At 60.1% G+C, this 16711-nt stretch carries 17 protein-coding genes; 11 read left to right on the plus strand and 6 right to left on the minus strand.

Annotated features, from left to right (window positions below; genetic code table 11):
• From JOE62_RS02675 to JOE62_RS02710, 8 genes are all read left to right on the plus strand, one after another.
• Entirely contained in the window at positions 1–957 is a 957-nt protein-coding gene (locus JOE62_RS02675; RefSeq protein WP_013347654.1) for an ABC transporter permease, read from the plus strand.
• 14 nt (positions 958–971) lie between these two features.
• Positions 972–1859, plus strand: a complete 888-nt coding sequence (locus JOE62_RS02680; protein WP_204720113.1) for an ABC transporter permease — start codon at positions 972–974, stop codon at positions 1857–1859.
• Positions 1860–1887: 28 nt separating this feature from the next.
• Positions 1888–3510 (plus strand): ABC transporter ATP-binding protein, encoded by a 1623-nt coding sequence (locus tag JOE62_RS02685; protein ID WP_204720115.1) that lies wholly within the window; start codon positions 1888–1890, stop codon positions 3508–3510.
• A gap of 38 nt (positions 3511–3548) precedes the next feature.
• On the plus strand, positions 3549–4790 hold the full coding sequence (locus tag JOE62_RS02690) for an acyl-CoA dehydrogenase family protein (protein ID WP_204720117.1): 1242 nt from the start codon (positions 3549–3551) through the stop codon (positions 4788–4790).
• Between the two features lie 2 nt (positions 4791–4792).
• A complete protein-coding gene (locus JOE62_RS02695) occupies positions 4793–6211 on the plus strand; it encodes an NtaA/DmoA family FMN-dependent monooxygenase (protein WP_204720119.1) in 1419 nt (472 codons plus the stop codon).
• Between the two features lie 103 nt (positions 6212–6314).
• Positions 6315–6731, plus strand: a complete 417-nt coding sequence (locus JOE62_RS02700) for a CoA-binding protein (protein ID WP_204720121.1) — start codon at positions 6315–6317, stop codon at positions 6729–6731.
• A gap of 10 nt (positions 6732–6741) precedes the next feature.
• Positions 6742–7161 carry an MmcQ/YjbR family DNA-binding protein gene (locus JOE62_RS02705; protein WP_204720123.1) on the plus strand — a complete coding sequence of 140 codons (420 nt, stop codon included), beginning with the start codon at positions 6742–6744 and terminating at the stop codon, positions 7159–7161.
• A gap of 4 nt (positions 7162–7165) precedes the next feature.
• Positions 7166–7489: a putative quinol monooxygenase gene (locus JOE62_RS02710; protein ID WP_038991945.1), complete on the plus strand. Its 324-nt coding sequence runs from the start codon at positions 7166–7168 to the stop codon at positions 7487–7489.
• A 65-nt stretch (positions 7490–7554) separates the two neighbouring features.
• On the opposite strand, the gene JOE62_RS02715 is transcribed toward JOE62_RS02710, so the two are convergent.
• From JOE62_RS02715 to JOE62_RS02735, 5 genes are all read right to left on the minus strand, one after another.
• On the minus strand, positions 7555–9585 hold the full coding sequence (locus JOE62_RS02715; RefSeq protein WP_204720125.1) for a 5'-nucleotidase C-terminal domain-containing protein: 2031 nt from the start codon (positions 9583–9585) through the stop codon (positions 7555–7557).
• A gap of 175 nt (positions 9586–9760) precedes the next feature.
• On the minus strand, positions 9761–9973 hold the full coding sequence (locus tag JOE62_RS02720; RefSeq protein WP_038991944.1) for a hypothetical protein: 213 nt from the start codon (positions 9971–9973) through the stop codon (positions 9761–9763).
• A gap of 170 nt (positions 9974–10143) precedes the next feature.
• Positions 10144–10716, minus strand: a complete 573-nt coding sequence (locus JOE62_RS02725) for an HNH endonuclease family protein (protein WP_338085733.1) — start codon at positions 10714–10716, stop codon at positions 10144–10146.
• A gap of 279 nt (positions 10717–10995) precedes the next feature.
• Positions 10996–12171 (minus strand): Fe2+-enterobactin ABC transporter substrate-binding protein, encoded by a 1176-nt coding sequence (gene fepB, locus JOE62_RS02730; protein ID WP_204720129.1) that lies wholly within the window; start codon positions 12169–12171, stop codon positions 10996–10998.
• Between the two features lie 70 nt (positions 12172–12241).
• Positions 12242–13435, minus strand: coding sequence for a siderophore-interacting protein (locus JOE62_RS02735; protein ID WP_204720130.1), 1194 nt, complete (start codon positions 13433–13435; stop codon positions 12242–12244).
• Positions 13436–13641: 206 nt separating this feature from the next.
• Between JOE62_RS02735 and JOE62_RS02740 the strand changes: the two genes are divergently transcribed.
• On the plus strand, positions 13642–13989 hold the full coding sequence (locus tag JOE62_RS02740) for a zinc ribbon domain-containing protein YjdM (protein WP_204720133.1): 348 nt from the start codon (positions 13642–13644) through the stop codon (positions 13987–13989).
• Between the two features lie 218 nt (positions 13990–14207).
• Here the strand turns inward: JOE62_RS02740 and JOE62_RS02745 are convergent, their stop codons facing one another.
• Positions 14208–14804, minus strand: coding sequence for an ABATE domain-containing protein (locus tag JOE62_RS02745; protein WP_204720135.1), 597 nt, complete (start codon positions 14802–14804; stop codon positions 14208–14210).
• A gap of 88 nt (positions 14805–14892) precedes the next feature.
• On the opposite strand from JOE62_RS02745, the gene JOE62_RS02750 reads away from it, so the two are divergent.
• Together JOE62_RS02750 and JOE62_RS02755 are read left to right on the plus strand one after the other, a co-directional pair.
• Positions 14893–15963: an LLM class flavin-dependent oxidoreductase gene (locus tag JOE62_RS02750; protein WP_239543152.1), complete on the plus strand. Its 1071-nt coding sequence runs from the start codon at positions 14893–14895 to the stop codon at positions 15961–15963.
• A 59-nt stretch (positions 15964–16022) separates the two neighbouring features.
• Positions 16023–16652: a cysteine hydrolase family protein gene (locus JOE62_RS02755; protein ID WP_204720137.1), complete on the plus strand. Its 630-nt coding sequence runs from the start codon at positions 16023–16025 to the stop codon at positions 16650–16652.
• Positions 16653–16711: the final 59 nt, after the last annotated feature.

A 16711-nucleotide genomic window follows, 5' to 3' on the forward strand; every position in this document is an offset into this window, starting at 1 on the left:
ATGGGCACTTACATCGTAAAACGACTGGGACAGGCGCTTCTGGTCATCTGGCTTGCCTACACAGCGGTTTTCATTGCCGTGCAATCCTTGCCGAATGACCCGGTCACGATCTTCCTGAGCACTGACTCGGCGGCGGATCCGGCCACCATTGCCCAGATGAAGGCATACTACGGATACGACCAGCCGCTCTTCGTGCAGTACTTCTCGCAGTTGCTCGGGCTGCTTCGCGGGGATCTTGGATATTCGTTATCCAATGGTTCGGAAGTGGCAACGCGCATCGGGGAAGTCGCTGGATCCACCTTGATTCTGGCTGGTAGTGCATTCGTTCTTTCGGTGGTATTCGCCCTGATTATCGCGTCGGCTGCGAGCTTGGCCAGAGGCGGGAAGTTGCGCAAGGCGTTGCTGAACCTGCCACCTTTGATGGTTTCGATACCTGTTTTCTGGTTGGGGCTGCTGCTCTTGCAGCTGTTGGCCGTGCAGCTCGGCGTGATGTCGCTGTTCCCGGATGGATCGTTCATGTCGTTGGCGGTGCCAATCTTCGTGCTGGCCGTGCATCTGAGCGCTCCGATTGCCCAGGTCCTGATCAAGAGCGTGCAGGAAGTGAATAGACAACCGTTTATTGAAGTTTTGCGCGCCAAAGGCGCAAGCGAAGCATGGATCTTCTACCGGCACACCTTGAAGAACGCGGCCCCGGCCGCGCTATCCATTGCCGGTATCACCATTGGTGCCTTGCTCGCTGGTTCCGTCATCACCGAGACCGTGTTTTCCCGCGCGGGATTAGGCCAGCTTATCTTGCAGTCAGTGACGGCGCAGGACATTCCACTGGTCCAGGGATTGGTGCTGCTGACCGCAGTCGTTTTCACCGCAGTCAACTTGCTCGTTGATCTCATCCACCCGCAGCTCGATCCACGCATCGTCACGTCAACAAGTGGCGCAACCCGCTCGCTTGTTGCGTAAGGAAAGTAGGACTAATGAGTCTCATAACCGAACACGTTGGATCGGTGGCCAGCGATGACCAGCCGATGGCTTCAACCAAGCCTGCAACCAAAATAGGAAATCCAGCAGCACGCTGGTTTGCCGCCTGGTGGGTTCTCATTCCGCTGGCCGTATTTGTGGCGTGGGCTTTTCTTCCATCGCTCTTTACGGGCCACGACCCGATTACTGGTGTGCCGGCTGACAAGCTGCTAGCGCCATCCGCGGAACACCTGTTCGGAACCGACCATCTGGGGCGTGACATCTACAGCCGAGTTGTCTACGGAACGCGCCAGACGCTGCTGACCGCGGGCCTGGCGTGCTTGGTTGGAAGCGTTGTCGGCTCGATCCTCGGTCTGCTGGCGGGCACTGCTGGGCGGTTCGCAGATACCGTGGCAATGCGATTTGTCGATATTGTCCTGGCAGTTCCGGCATTCCTCATTGCGCTGATTCTGGTCACCGCGACTGAACCTGGACCGCTGTCCTTGGGCCTGGGTGTAGGCATCGCCTCGATCGCGGCATTCGCACGCCTCGTGCGAACAGAGGTGCTGAGGGTCCGCTCTCGCGATTTCGTGCAGGCAGCGTTAATGAGTGGCGGGAAGTACTTCACGGTGCTGCGTCGGCACATCATCCCGCATATCGTCGGTCCGGTGCTGTCCTTGCTAGCTGTGGATCTGGGTGCTGCAATTCTTGCGATCTCCGGTTTAGGTTTCCTCGGCTTCGGGTCGCCACCGCCAACCCCTGAATGGGGACTGCTGATTTCCGAAGGCCGCCAGTACCTTTCGGTGGCTTGGTGGTTGACGACATTGCCGGGATTGGTCATCGTGTCGGCGGTCATGCTGTCAGCCGTACTGGGACGTGCCATCAACAAGGCATTCCGCTTCTAGCTCTACTCTTCGATGAACGGACAAGACCATGAACGCAACCAGCAACGCTTCTTCTGCGGTGATCCGCATAGAGGACTTAACCGTCCAGTATGCCCAAGGTACCGTAGCTGCTGACAGTATCAACTTGGAAATTCCAGCGGGACAAATCGTTGCCATTGTCGGTGAATCCGGCTCGGGCAAATCAACGCTGACCAAGACCCTGATTGGCCTATTGCCACAGGGGACGGAGGTCCAGGGAAGTGTGCGTTTCGGCGGGACTGAAGTCACCAATCTTTCTTTGTCCGACTGGCGTGCCATTCGTGGTGCCGGAATCGGCTTAGTCCCGCAGGATCCGGGCGCCTCGCTGGATCCCGTGAAGACCATTGGCTCCCAGATCATCGAAGTATTCCGTTTGCATCCGTCACGCTCAGTGCCAAAGGCCCAATGGCGCTCTAAGGCAATCGAACTGATGCAGAGCGTTGGCATCGACCGGGCGGAAAGCAGGCTGGATCAATTTCCGCACGAGCTTTCTGGCGGGCTGAAGCAACGTGTATTGATTGCCATTGCCTTCGCGTTGAATCCTCAACTGCTCATTGCGGATGAACCCACCAGCGCCTTGGACGTCACCGTCCAGCGCACGGTTTTGGAAGTTTTCGTATCGCTGGCTCGGAAGAAGGGAACCACTGTACTCTTCGTAACTCACGATCTGGCTGTTGCGACTGACATCGCAGACCGGGTACTGGTCATGAATTCGGGGCGGGTCCTCGAAGATCGCAGCGTTCCGGCGCTGGTTGCACAGAGCACTGAACCGTACACCAAGGCATTGCTCGACCAGGCCTACGCGCATCAGGACCGGCAGCAACCTTCAACCTCAGACGACATCGCGATCACAGTGGAGGGACTCGGCAAGGTCTTCGGCAAAGGCCGCAATGAGCACCAGGTTCTTTCGGACGTCAGTTTCGAAGTGCAGCGAGGCACCACGTTCTCGCTGGTAGGCGAATCCGGTTCCGGAAAATCCACAACAGCAAAAATCATCATGGGAATGCATCCAGCCACCGAAGGATCGGTGCTGGTCAACGGCAGAGACGTTGCCAACATCAGCGGCAAGCAGCGCTATGATCTGTGGAGGGACGCGCAACTGGTCTATCAGAACCCCGACTCTGCCCTAGACCCGCGACAGTCGATCGGCTCGATCATCGCTGAACCAATGGTCAACTACCGTCTGGGTGATTCCGCTTGGCGTGCCCAGCGAGTAGCGCAGTTGATGGATCAGGTGAACCTGCCAGAACAGCTGGTCGGAAGACGCCCAGGAGAGCTTTCCGGGGGACAACGCCAACGCGTCGCCATTGCCCGGGCTCTGGCAAGCGGTGCCAAAATTCTCGTCCTAGATGAAGCATTGAGCGCACTTGATGTACTCACCCAGGAACAAATACTTGAGTTGCTCGACCAGTTGCAGCGCGAAGAACAACTGACCTACCTGTTCATTTCCCATGATCTGCATGTGGTGGAACGGATCAGCCACCGCGTTGGTGTGATGTGCCGTGGGCAAATTGTCGAGTCGGGAACCGTTGATGAAATCTATTCCAATCCCCAGCATGAGTACACCAGGACCCTGCTTGCGGCGAATCCCGGCAAGGTACTTCGCGAATTGGCCGATACGCGTACCGCCTAGCCATTTCACACCAATTCCAAAATCTACTAGGAGCATCCATGAGCACTGAAGCCTTGGCAACATTCCGTCCTTCCGCCCAGCAGCACACCGAAGCCGCTTACCAAGAACTTTTGGCACACTTCAGCCAGGTATTTGCCCGTATCGCGCAGGGAGCTACCGAACGCGAACAGCAGCGCATTCTGCCTTTCGAGCAGGTGCAGTGGCTCAAGGACGCAGGATTCACCACCTTGCGCGTGCCAGCCAGCCACGGTGGTTCGCCGGTTAGCCATGAGCACCTGTTCCGCCTGCTTATCGAACTGGCGGCAGCCGACTCCAACGTAGCCCACTTGCTGCGCAGCCACTTCTCGTTCGTGGAAACGATTGCCCTGCAGCCGCAGGAGTTCCAGGACCGCTGGTTCCCGCGGGTGCTTGCGGGGGAGATCTTCGGCAATGCCGCCACCGAGCGCGGCGGCAACGCCCTGGGCAGCACCAACACCAAGCTCGTCAAGACGGGCGCCGGGTGGGTGCTGCGCGGCGAGAAGTACTACACCACCGGATCGATCTTCGCGGACTGGGTTGTCGTCATGGCCACCACCGACGGCGTTGAGGGGCGGCAGTACGCGGTAGTCGAACGCCACGCCAAAGGCGTCGAAATCCTGGACGACTGGGACGGCTTCGGCCAGCCGCTGACCGGCACCGGCACCGCGATCTTCACCGACGTCGCGGTGGACGAGCAGAACATCATCCAGCGCAAGGTGGCTTCCACCCTGGAGCCGGCGTTCTTCCAGCTCTGCCTGCTCTCGGTACTGGTTGGCATCGGCAAAGCAGCCCGCAACGAAGCCGCCCGCATCGTGGCGACCCGCACCCGTACCTTCAACACCGGCTCCGGCGCACTGTTCAAGGACGATCCGCAGATCCAGGAGCTCGTAGGACGCCTTGCCTCGAACGTATTCGCCGCAGAATCAATTGTGGTGTCAGCGGCCTGCGACCTCGACGCAGCACTGGACCCGAGCCTCGGCCTGAATGCCGAGGAGGCCTTCCTGCGCGCCGAGCTCGCCGTGCAACAGGCGCACGTGGCCGCACCGAAGCTGGTCTTGGATGCCACCAGCGAACTCTTCGACGTCACCGGCGCCTCGGCGGTATCCACTTCGAAGTCGCTGGACCGTTTCTGGCGCAACGCACGCACCGTCGCCACCCACAATCCGGTGGCCTTCAAGGCGCGCTCGGTCGGCGACTACTTCATCAACGGAACCATCCCGACGGGTCTGCACTCGATCGGTGAAGCCAAGGGAGCCAAGTAGCCATGAGTACCTTCGAATCACGTCCGCGCTTCCTGCTGTCGGCCTTCCTCATGAACACCTCAAGCCACATCCTCGGCGGCATGTGGCGCCACCCTGAGGCGCAGCAGCACAAGTTCAACGAGCTGGATCTGTGGGTGGACCTGGCCAAGAAGCTGGAAGACGCCAAGTTCGACAACTTGTTCTTCGCCGACGTGGTTGGCCTCTACGGCGACCACGAAGGCGGCTGGGCCTCCCACGTGCGCAAGGGCATGCAGGTGCCCAGCCACGACCCGCTGGTGCTGCTCTCCGCGCTGGCCGCCACCACCAAGGACATCGGACTGGCGATGACCAGCTCGGTCATCCAGGCGCACCCGTTCCAGTTCGCCCGCCAGCTGTCCACGCTGGACCATCTCTCGCGAGGCCGCGTGGCGTGGAACATCGTCACCAGCGTGCTCGAGAACTCGCACCGCAACTTCGGCGGGGCGAGCCTGGTCGCGCACGATGACCGCTACGCCTGGGCCGAGGAATATGTGGAATCGGCCTACAAGCTGTGGGAAGGGTCCTGGGAGGACGACGCGCTGCGGGCCGACAAGGAGTCGGGCATCTACGCCGACCCTGCACGGGTCAACAAGATCAATCATCGTGGCGAGCTGTACTCCATCGATGGTCCGCATCTGGCTCTGCCCAGCGCGCAACGCACCCCATTCCTATTCCAGGCAGGCTCCTCGCCACGAGGCTCCCAGTTCGCCGCGACGCATGCGGAGGCGACGTTCCTCTTTGCCCCGCACCCGCAGTATGTGGCGAAGAAGAATGCGCAGTTGACCAGCAACCTGCAGGCCGCCGGCCGCACCCGCGAAGACATCAAGGTCTTCGCCGGACTGTCCTTCGTGGTCGGTTCCACGGAAGCTGAAGCCAAGGCCCTTGAAGCTGAATACGACCAGTACCTGGATCCGCACGCCATCATCGCCCACATCGGTGGAGGCATCGGAGTGGATCTGGGTGGACTGGATCTGGATACCCCGCTGGGGCAAGTGAAGACCGAAGGCGCCCAAGGCGTGCTGGAAGCGGCGCTGGCCTCGACCCCGGGACGCAACCCAACCCTTCGCGACCTGGCGCACTACCGCGCCAAGGCGCAGCAGATCGTCGGCACTCCGGAACAGATCGTTGATGAGCTGGAACAATGGCAGGACGCGGGGATTGATGGGTTGAACATCATGAACCACGTACTGCCCGGATCCTATGACAACTTCATCGAAGGCGTCCTTCCGGAGCTGCGTCGCCGCGGCCTGGCGCAAACCGGGTACACGCCGGGGAGCCTGCGGCAGAAGGTGTTCGGCCGCGGGGACAAGCTTCCGGAAAATCATCCGGCGGCCCAATACCGCGGAGCGTTCACGCAGAACAGCGCAGCATCCACCCAGAAAGCAGCGCAGCTGCAGCACTGAATTCCGCAAGCTTGAAAGGCCAGTGGCATGGATGGGTCCGGGCCACTGGTCTTTCTTTGATGCCCGGAAGCTGAATCGCCGGCAACGCGGTAGGGTGTCGTGCATGGACACCCATCACGTAAATGATCCAGAGACGATCCGCAGGCTGTTGAGCGCACCGGGGCGCTGGGCCGTTGTCGGCCTGACCAATAATCCCGCTCGCGTGGCTCCTTCCATCGCACGGTTCCTGCGCGACGAGCTGTCGATGAAGATTTTTCCTGTGTCATTGAGCGGAGAAACCGTGATGGGCGAACCGGGATTCACGAAGCTTGCTGATATCCCTGAACCCATCGATGTGGTGGATTGCTTCGTGAACTCCTCCAAGGTGGGGGATATCGTTGACCAGGCGATCGCCGTGGGCGCCAAATCGGTGTGGCTGCAGCTCGGCGTGATCGACGAAGCCGCTGCCCAGCGGGCCAAGGACGCGGGATTGGACGTGGTGATGGATACCTGCCCTAAGATTGAGTACCCATTCCGATAGCGAGGAATTGATGGCAATATCAGCTGCTCAAGATGAACTGGAAAATGCGTGGGCGCAGCTGTGCCTGAGCATGCCGTGCGCTTATGCCGATTATCCTTTTGGCCCTGAGAGCACCGTATTCAAGGTGGCGGGCAGGGATCCTGGCAAAGGCAAGATGTTCGGGCTGATCATGCAGCTGAATGGAGAATTGGTGCTGAACCTGAAATGCGAGCCTGCCCTTGCTGACCAGCAACGCAGCGAGCATCCGCAGATCACCCCGGGCTATCACATGAACAAGAAGCACTGGAATTCCGTGCGTGCTGGACTCGACCCGAACCTGATGCGTGAACTCATCGAGGATTCCTATGATCTGGTGGTCGACGGCATGCCCCGGAGGGACAAAGAATACATCCGCCTGCAAGGCACAATTAACAAGGGGAGCATAGACTAGAGGCATGTACTTCATCGTTGTTAAATACCAGGTAAAGCCAGAATCAACCCCGACCTTCATGGATCAGGTCGCTGAATTCACCGCGGCTACCCGCGCCGAGGAAGGCAACATCTTCTTCGACTGGTCCGTGAGTGTCGAAGACCCCAACGAATTCGTTCTGGTCGAGGCCTTCCGTGATGACGAGGCCGCTGCGGCACATGTGAACTCGGCGCACTTCGCTGCAGGTCTTGAATCCATGCGGCCACACTTGGTCTCCACCCCGAAGATCGTCTCCCGCAAGGTGGACGGCGAGGGCTGGGATTCCATGGGCGAATTGGTCATCGATTAATTTACCGGGATAAAGGCAAAGGGAAGAACCGCAGCGGTTCTTCCCTTTGCCTTTGCCTATGGACCTTAGCGGCCGGCCTTGTTGCCGAAGCGGCGTACCAGAATCAAGGCGATGCCGGCCAGGACAACGACACCGGCGATGATGCCGATCCAGCTGGCGTTGAAGCCGGTGTCGGCCAGATCATCGGTGTTCTGATCCGGGGAGTCCTTCTTTGGCTCGTCAGAAGCATCTGGGGATTCGCTTGCACCCCCAGTTGGCTCTGGCGAACTGGTTGGCTCTCCGGTGGGCTCGTCGGTCGCATCTTCAGATGGTTCCGGCGAAGCGGTTGGCTCGGTTGGATCCTCGGTCGGGTCATCCGAAGGGACCGGCGACTGAGTTGGCTCTTCCTCTTCGAGCAGGACCGCGCGGCCCAGGGGAGCCGGCTCGACGACGTCGTGCGCCTTGAAGTAGTTCACGGTGGCGTCCAAATCGATCTGGCCGGAGTCGGCGTGATCGGTGCCGTCTGCGAAGGCGATGAAGTTATCGCCACCGGTGGCCAGGAAGGCGTTGGCCGCGACCCGGAAGGTTGCTTCCTCGTCCAGCGGCTCGCCGTTGAAGGTGATGTCCTTGATGTGCTCGCCCTGGGCGGCTTCCTCAACGTAGGTGTAGGACAGTCCCTCGGAAATGCCCAGATGCAGCTTGGAGCGCTCCGAGCCAGCCGGCTGCCACTGCTGCTCCAGCGCCTCGCGGATCTGCGCTCCGGTGAGGTTGAAGGTGATCAGGGTGTTGGCGAATGGCTGGACTTCGGCCGCGTCCTTGTAGGACACGGTGCCGTCTTCGCCGTAGAGCAGGTCGGCACGCAGGCCGCCCGGGTTCATGAACGCGATCTCGGCTGGTTCGCCGGCAAAGTCGTCGTTCGAGGTGGCCCACAGGTGGATGTCGGCTACGGTGTTGCCCAGGGCGGATTCAACTCCACGGTCTGAGCCTGGTTCTTCGCCGCCGCGCAGGATGTCTTCGGAAATGGCGCCGATCTTCACGCTGCCGACCACTTCGGCTTCGGCTTCAGCGTTGCTGACGATCTCTGCAACCTGGGCGTTGGCCTCGAAGTTGCCCGCCCATTCGCCGTCGGCGCCCTCGGTGGCCAAGGCGATTCGTTCGGTGTCGGCTTCGGTGACTTCGCCGGTTTCGGGATCCACCTGCAGGGAAACCTTGCCCAAGGTGGTGCCGTACTGATGGGACTGGATCACTGGGCGGTCCGCGATGTCGCAATCGTAGGACTGGTGGGTGTGGCCCGAGAAGATCGCGTCAATCTCATCGCTGGCTTCGCGGATGAGCTTGCCGTAGGTGCTGTTTTCGGTGGCAATATCTGCGCACTGGTCGCCAGCGGAACCGTTGTGGGTCAGCAGCACCACGACATCAGCTTCGCCGTTTGCTGCATCTCCATCGGAGAGCTGGGCTGCTACCCGGTTCGCTGCTTCCAGTTCACTGCCGAAATCCAGGTCGGCAATGCCAGCTGGGGAAACCAGCGAGGGCATGTCCTCGGTAACGGTGCCGATGAAGCCTACGGAAACGCCGGAGACTTCACGGATCGCATATTCCTGTAGGGCAGGAGTCTTGGTGCCCTTTTCATAGACATTGGCGCCCAATGCGAAGTCTGCACCGTTTTCACCGGTGGAATCGGCGTAGCTGTCGATGACGCGTCCAGCCAGATCAGCAAAGCCCTTGTCGAACTCGTGGTTGCCTACTGCCGAGACATCCAGGCCGCCGGCTCCGAGCGCCGCGATGGTTGGTTCATCATCCTGGGACGCGGAAGCGAAGGTCGAGGCGCCAATGTTATCGCCGGCAGAGACGAACAGGGTGTTCTCGTTTTCTGCGCGCAGTTCATCAACGGCGCCGGCGAGCACCGCGGCACCGGCGGAGCTTCTGTCTGCGGAAATCCGCCCGTGGAAGTCGTTGATGCCGACTAGGTCCATGGTGACTGCTTTGGCACCCGCGGCTGTAGACGACGAGGGGCCCTGCGTGGATGTAGCCTGGGCTGCTGCGGCACCGCCGGCCGCCAGCGAAATCGTCGCCAGCGAGGCGAGACCGAGTTTGCTTATCTGCCTGAATGCAGACATGGGTACTCCTAAATGTGACGAGTGTGACAAGGTATATGTCTATCGCATCTGAATGAACATGTCGATGCTTTAGCGTTAAATTTAGGTGCAGAAGTACAAGTTCTGGCGGTTATTCAACAGAAGCAACCTCCCAGCTATAGGCCGAGAGGTTGCTTCTGAAAATGGAAGTTTGCAGCTATTGCCGACGCTTTCGCGGAGGGTCTCCCGCGGTAACGGTGGAGGAGCCGACAATCGCTTTCAGCAGCAGCATCGCTGCTCCAATGAACATGAGGGTGGAGACGACCCAGCAGGCAGTGGCCGTATCGCGCTGCGCGGTGTTCAGGGCAAAAGAGAAGATGAATCCGCTGGAAACCAGCAGGAGGACTCCGGGAATTCGTGTCTTCATCATGTGCCTTTGCAGTGGAGGATTAGGCCAAACGATCGCAGAACATAATCGCTATCGTGTTGAATAACATCCATCTTGCCACAAATCCATCGACTTTACGATAGGCCTTAAGGCGGATATTACCTTGGGATATCCTGTGTCCGGCTATTGATGCAGGCAAAGCTGCTTGGCTGCTAGATGCAGGAATTCAGCAGTTTCCCGATCGCGGCGTGCTCTGCCTTGGTCATCCAAACTCCGTATTTGGCTTTTACCTGGGTCTGCCGCGAGACATAGTCGCAGCGGAAATTCTTGTTCGGCGGCAGCCACGATGCGGCGTCCTTGTCGCCCTTAGCGGCATTAGTCGGCCCATCGGAAGCCAGCAGGTTCAACGGGTCGTTGGCAAATTCCAGTCGGGTGTCGGCATCCCAGCCCTGCGCTCCCTTTTGCCAGGAATCGGACAACGCGACAACATGGTCGATCTGCACCGCGGTGCTGGTGCCTTGGCCACGCTTGAATTCAATGGTCTTGCCCGTATAGGGATCATCGAACCGTCCCCTCAGGACAACGCAGGGTCGAGCGGCCGACTTATAGGTCACGTCCACCAAATCTCGCGACAGGATGTCGTTGCGCGCGTCGCATCCATTGCGGTCCGGATCTTTCCACCCCTTGCCGAACTTTGCTCTGTCGTAGCCGGTTTTCGGCGCGCGGCCCTTCACAGCAATTTCGTCGAGCAGTTCGAGGGATTCCGCATAGATCTCACGTTGCACTGCGGTGCTTGGGGCAGGTGCGCCTTGCGCATCAGGCAGGGGAGGGAACTCTGCGCTATCCAGTGAAGAGCACGAACTGAGTACAAGAGTGGATACGAGGGTGAAAAACGCTAAGGTGCGACGCAGCAAACGCATGCGGTGGTACTACTCCTAAAAGTGGCCGGTGCTTGAGCATGAAAATGCCTCTGACTTGAACTATAGGCAGTGGGGCTGACGATTTAGCCGTGCCTGCTTCGTGTGGTGGCGTGACTTTGAATGCACAGGCATAAGAGACTGCTGCTATTCAAGCTCGGAAGAACTCAGCCCTGGGAAATCGTGCTCGAAATAGTCCAGGATCTCTTGGGCTGCGTAGTAATCCAGCAGGTGCGGGGCGCTGAGCGGGAAGACGGAGCCGCTTTGCACCGAAGGCAGCTGGGCTAATGATTCATCCGCGGTAAACTCCATGGCGGTTTTCTTGTTCGCCGCCAGCAGGAAGGTGGCATCGCCAGTGAGCGCCGCTGGCAGGTCTTGGTAGCTGACGAAACTGAAATCCTCCCTTGGCTGCGTGGACGTGTCGAACTGCTTTGGCGTTGAAACCACGGTGAAGCCGAGTCCACTCAGCAGCTGTGCGTACGGCCCGGCGGCCTTGGCAATCGGAGAGGTGCCACGGGCAGCATAGGAAATGAGCGAGGCGGTGGTTCCGGAAGGGATTGACAGCTTCGCTCTCAGTGTTGAGATCCGTTCGGCAACGGCTGCGGTGTTCTGCTGTGCCTTGTCTTCGGTGCCGGTGGCTTCTGCCAGCAGTTTTGAAAGTTCGTTCCAATCCTTATCCGCATAGTCTAAGACAATGGTTGGTGCAATCTTTCGCAGCGCACCAATCTTGCCTAATTCGGAGTCTGCGCCTGTCGCCGCCACAACGATGAGGTCAGGCTTCTGCTCAGTGATTTCTTCCAGATCGAACTTTCCAACTTCATAGAGCGGATCGACTTTGCGGGCGGAGGCGACATCAGCCCAGTGCTTGAAGAAGCCGTCGCGATCAGCGTCTGGTCCTTCCGGTGCCGTCGCGCTGGCAATGACCGGCGCATCCAGGGCCAGCAGAGAGCCCGTAAGCCCTACCGAGGTCGAGACGATGCGTTCAGGTTTTGCCGGAATCCTTACGGTGTTCTGCATTGAATCCGTGAACGTGCGAGGCCAGTGCCCGACGTCAAATGCCGCTGTGCCCGTATCCCGCGCTGGCTCGGCAGGCGTCGTCGCGCACGAGCCAAGGGAGAAGGCTAATGCGCTGATGGACAAGGCAACTGCGATTCGTGACAAGCTGGGGCGCACTAAAGTTCTCCTGGGCCGATGGCCAGAAACTGGCCAGGCGGCATATGACGGCAATGTATTACTCGAAATCTCTTTCCGAACCCATTTTATGTTCCCCAGCCGCAGGCACGCCCTTGGCGCAAGAACAAATGGATCACGTTGACTGCGCAAATTGCTGCTTCTTGCGCATGGGGGCCGCGGAAGAGCCGTTGCCGATGCCGACGCTCATGCTGCCTGGTCTTTAGCGGCGCAACCTCTCTTCACGGAGGGTCCAATATGAGGAAATATGGGTGGAACGCTTGTCGAGGTGCCAGTGCCGGGCGACTTGGCTGATCTCCTTGACCGCGGAACGCTCTGCATGAGCGATTAACCCAATCCGAAGATGAGGCAGCGGCAAGGAGCGTAGCTCATCGGCCAGCAATATGCTGCGTCCCGCCGAAGTCCCATCGCGCGGCAACCAGCGCAAATCAACTCCAGGCGGATGTTTCACGTCAAACATTGCGTCCCGATCCGCAACTTCGAGCAGCGCCATGCCGTGCGCGTCGGCGGGCAATGCTTCCAGAGCCTTGCAGATCGCCGGGATGCCCGCTTCATCTGCTGCCAGCAAATAATAGTCGGCGTTCAGTGACAGCGAGGACTTGCTGCGCGGTGGCGAAATGACCAGAGGAGCCCCGGGCTGCACCGTTCCGGCCCAATGTCCAACGGTGCCCGGCTCGCCATGAACTACGAAGTCGATGGCAATTTCCGGGACAAGCGCGTCGATCCATCGGATCGTGTACGACTTGGAACGTGGAACTTTTTCGCGGGGCAGGCGTTGGCGCAAGGCACCCATGTCATACGGAGGCTCGAGTCCAAGGGCAGGATCAGCGACAAAGACTTTGACATATTCGTCGATTGCTCCGTTGGAACGGTAGCCATCCAGATCCGGGGCTCCGGCGATGATGCGCACCATCTGGTTATTCAGCCGCTCTACCCGGGTGATCGTCAGAACGTGCTGATCAACCTTTTTCCTTGGCGGTTCTTGATATCCCAGGGCAGGGGTGTGCCTTGCGATGGGCTCTTCATAGGTTTCCACGTAGCTGCGCGTTTCCGTAGGGACTGCGGGTGGCGGCGCAAGTGGGGCGGGCGAGGCCTGCGCCGGTGCGTGGTGGTAGTGCTTGAAAGAGGTGCGCAGTGTCTTGTCCAGGACCTTGCGTGCAGCGGCAAGCGCCGCTGCGGCACCGGCACGTTCGGCAGCTGCCAGCAGTTCGTCGGTTTGCTGCTCGTTGAGCATCGAGTTGTCGCCGATATTCCGGTACAACTGCTCCTTGGCCACCGCGTATCCGGCCTTCGCTCCGGCCTTTTCTGCCTGAGCGAGGACTTCCAAGGTGAGCCCTTCCCTGGGTGTCACCGTGTATTGCGGACCGTAGCTCTTGTACTTGTGATGCTTAGACATGGTGTGCCCCTAACCCGGCCGGTGTGAGCACCCGCCCGTATGCCTGAGTATGGGGGATATCGGGCATGGAAAACAAGTCATTATAATTTGCAAACGCCAAGCGCTCTGGGCCTGGTGCCTTGGTCATTTCTACCGCGGAATTCCGCGGATTATTCGATATTCGATTCATTCGACAATGAGCAGATCCGGTTACTAAAATTAGCCCCATGTCTGATAGCTTGCCACCGTGCCCTGAATGCTCCAGCGAATACACCTACGCCATGGATGCCCTGTTGGTCTGCCCAGAGTGCGCGCATGAATGGAATGCTGAGACCGAACACAGCGAAACCGCCGAAGCGGTGATCAAGGATGCGGTCGGCAATGTGCTGCAGGACGGTGATACCGTCAGTATCACCAAGACCATGAAGGTCAAGGGCGCGCAAAGTGCGTTGAAGGCCGGAACCAAGGTCTGCGGCATCCGATTGGTCCAGGGTTCAGGCGATCATGACATCGTCGCCAAGATCGATGGCTTTGGGCAGATGGAGTTGAAGTCTTCCATCGTCAAGAAGGTCTAGGCGTTCCGCCCGAAATTCCATAGGCTCCCAGCATCCTCGGATGTGAAGCGCGCCTCAAGAGTTTGGCTGCATGCCCGCAGCAACTTTTGTGGAGCGTTTCGCAATTCAGATGGTGGGGGCTTTTCGTTTTCAATGCCAGTCGGCGGGTGCCACGGTCGGCATATTGGTGGGTGGTGCCGCTAAGTGGAATCTTCGTTGTGGAATCTTCGTTCCGTCGCCTAGCCGGCGGGAGAATCCTGCCGGCTCTTCTTCTTGGCGTACGAGCGGGCTGCCCGCACGCGATCGCCGCAGCGTGTGCAGCACCAATGCCGACGGCCATGGGTCTTGAGCAGGTAACGGGTGCAAGGCTCTGCCTCGCATTGGGCCAGTAGACCCGCTTCTTCGCTGCTCAGCAGTGCCGCCGCGTCCTCGGCAAGCCGTGACATGGCGTGTTCAGTCAATTGCGTGGCGGGGTGTTCCAACGTGCGGAAGAATCCCTTGCCCTGCTCTTGGCGCAGCAATGGAGTGCTCGGCGCTGCTAAGAGCGCGGCGTTGATGCCCTGCAGTACTTCCGTGGCCACAGGCGTACCCGAGGCACTGGCATGGAAAGCTTTCCTGATCTGGCTGCGAAGGGTGACTAGCCGATTCTGGCAATAGCTTTGCAGCGCCGCATCCTGGGGCACGAGGCCCCGCGCGATGAGCCATTGCGTGGTGCCCTCCGGGCTGGCCAGCGCGTCGAAGCTCTTGCCTCCGGGCAGCTGGATTTCGCTATTAGCCAGATCGATGCTGCAGTGCTGCGCTGTTCCGGGACTTGGGGGAAGCGGCATCTGGGACATATTCCTCATGGTATCAGTATTGCTTTGCCGTGATCACCTGCTAGTGTAGGTATCACGGTAAAAACTAGAAATAACATGAGAAAAGAGGTTGGCCTTGCAACCAGCGCCACGATTCGGCTCCGCTCCCTTCGCACTGTCGGTTCATACCGGTGGTGGCCCCGGCGTGGGGCAAACCGCCCAGCAGGGCCTGAATGACACCATCGGCATCGCCAAGGCCGCGGACCAGCACGGATACCACCGATTCTGGATGTCCGAGCACCACGCCATGCCCGCACTGTCCGTGGCTTCACCGCTGCTGATGATGGCCCGGCTCACCGCTGACACCCAGCGGATCAGGTTGGGTGCCGGCGGAGTAATGCTGCCCAACCATGCACCGTTAGTGGTCGCGGAGCAGATCGGCATGCTCGAAGCGCTGGCCCCGGGACGCATCGACCTGGGGGTCGGGCGCGGGCCAGGCACCGACGGGGCCACCGCGGCCGCACTGCGCCGCGGCACAGGAGCCAACGAAACCTTTGACGAGCAGCTGGCCGAGCTCGTGGGATTCCTGAATGACGATTTCCCCGCAGGGCACCCCTACAGCGAAGTCCATGCCGTGCCCGGCCCTTGGCAAAACGAGCAGAACCGCCTGCCGGCACCGGAAACGCAGACCCCGTTGTGGATCCTGGGTTCCTCTCCGTATTCGGCGCAACTGGCCGCGCGGCTGGGCCGTCCCTACGCATTCGCCTTGCAGTTCGGCGACGCCGATATCGACACCGCGTTGCGCATCTACCGCGAGAACTTCGTGCCCTCGGCAGTGCTCGACCGTCCCTACGTGCTGGTCAGCCAGAGTGCCATTGCGGCTGAAGACCCCGAATTCGCCCGTGCCGAGGCCTCCACCGCGGCCATGGCGATGCTGCGGATGTTCAAGCGCGAGCCATATGCGCTGCTGTCCGCCCAGGAAGTCGCGGAATATCCCGCCACGCTCAACGAGCGGGCGATCCTCGACATGTACACCAACCGCACCCTGGCCGGCACGCCGTCCCAGGTGGCGCAGCGCCTCGAAGCGCTGCAGCAGAGGACCGGAGCCGATGAGCTGATGATGGTCACCGGAAGCCATACCCCAGGCGCAGCGGTGCAAACCGTGCAGCTCATGGCACGGCACTACCAGCCGGCCGAATAATCCTGGACCACCTGGCACCCGATGGTGCCAAATCGACAAATCAGAAAGAGGAATACACCATGTCCGCACCACGCAGAGCACTGATCGTCATCGACGCGCAGCAGGAATACTTTGATGGCCTGCTGCAGATCCAATACCCGGATCGCGAGCAGTCGGTTGCCGCCATCGCCAACACCATGGACGAAGCATCGAAGGCGGGAATCCCGGTCGTCGTCGTGCAGCACCAGGCGCCCGCAGGATTCCCCGTCTTCGCACCCGAATCCTCCACCTTTGCCCTGCACCCGCAGGTACGTGCACGGGTGGAAGCAGCCGACCACAAGTTCACCAAGGACTACGCCAGCATCTTCGCCGGAACTGGGCTGGAAGAGTGGCTGCGCGAGCGCGAGATCGACACGCTGACCTTGGTGGGGTACATGACCAATAATTGCGTCATCGGCTCTGCAGCTGCCGCCGAGCCGCTGGGCTTCTCGGTGGAAGTGCTTTCGGACGCCACCGGCGCCATCGGCATCGCCAATGCCGCCGGTTCCATCCCCGCCCAGCAGGTGCATGAAACCCTGATGGCCGTGCTGAACTCCAACTGGGCTTCCGTGGCGACGAGCGCCGCATGGGCCAGCGCTGCAGCTGAGGGCAGTGCGCTGCCCGGAGGTAATCTCATCGAATCCGCCGCTCGTGGCAGTTCCCTTCGGTAGCGCGCCCCGCGCGCATAAGTCGGCGGATCGCAGGCTTCGGCAGCTGCGGTCCGCCGCTT

The sequence above is a fragment of the Glutamicibacter nicotianae genome (assembly GCF_016907615.1).
Lineage (GTDB): Bacteria > Actinomycetota > Actinomycetes > Actinomycetales > Micrococcaceae > Glutamicibacter > Glutamicibacter nicotianae.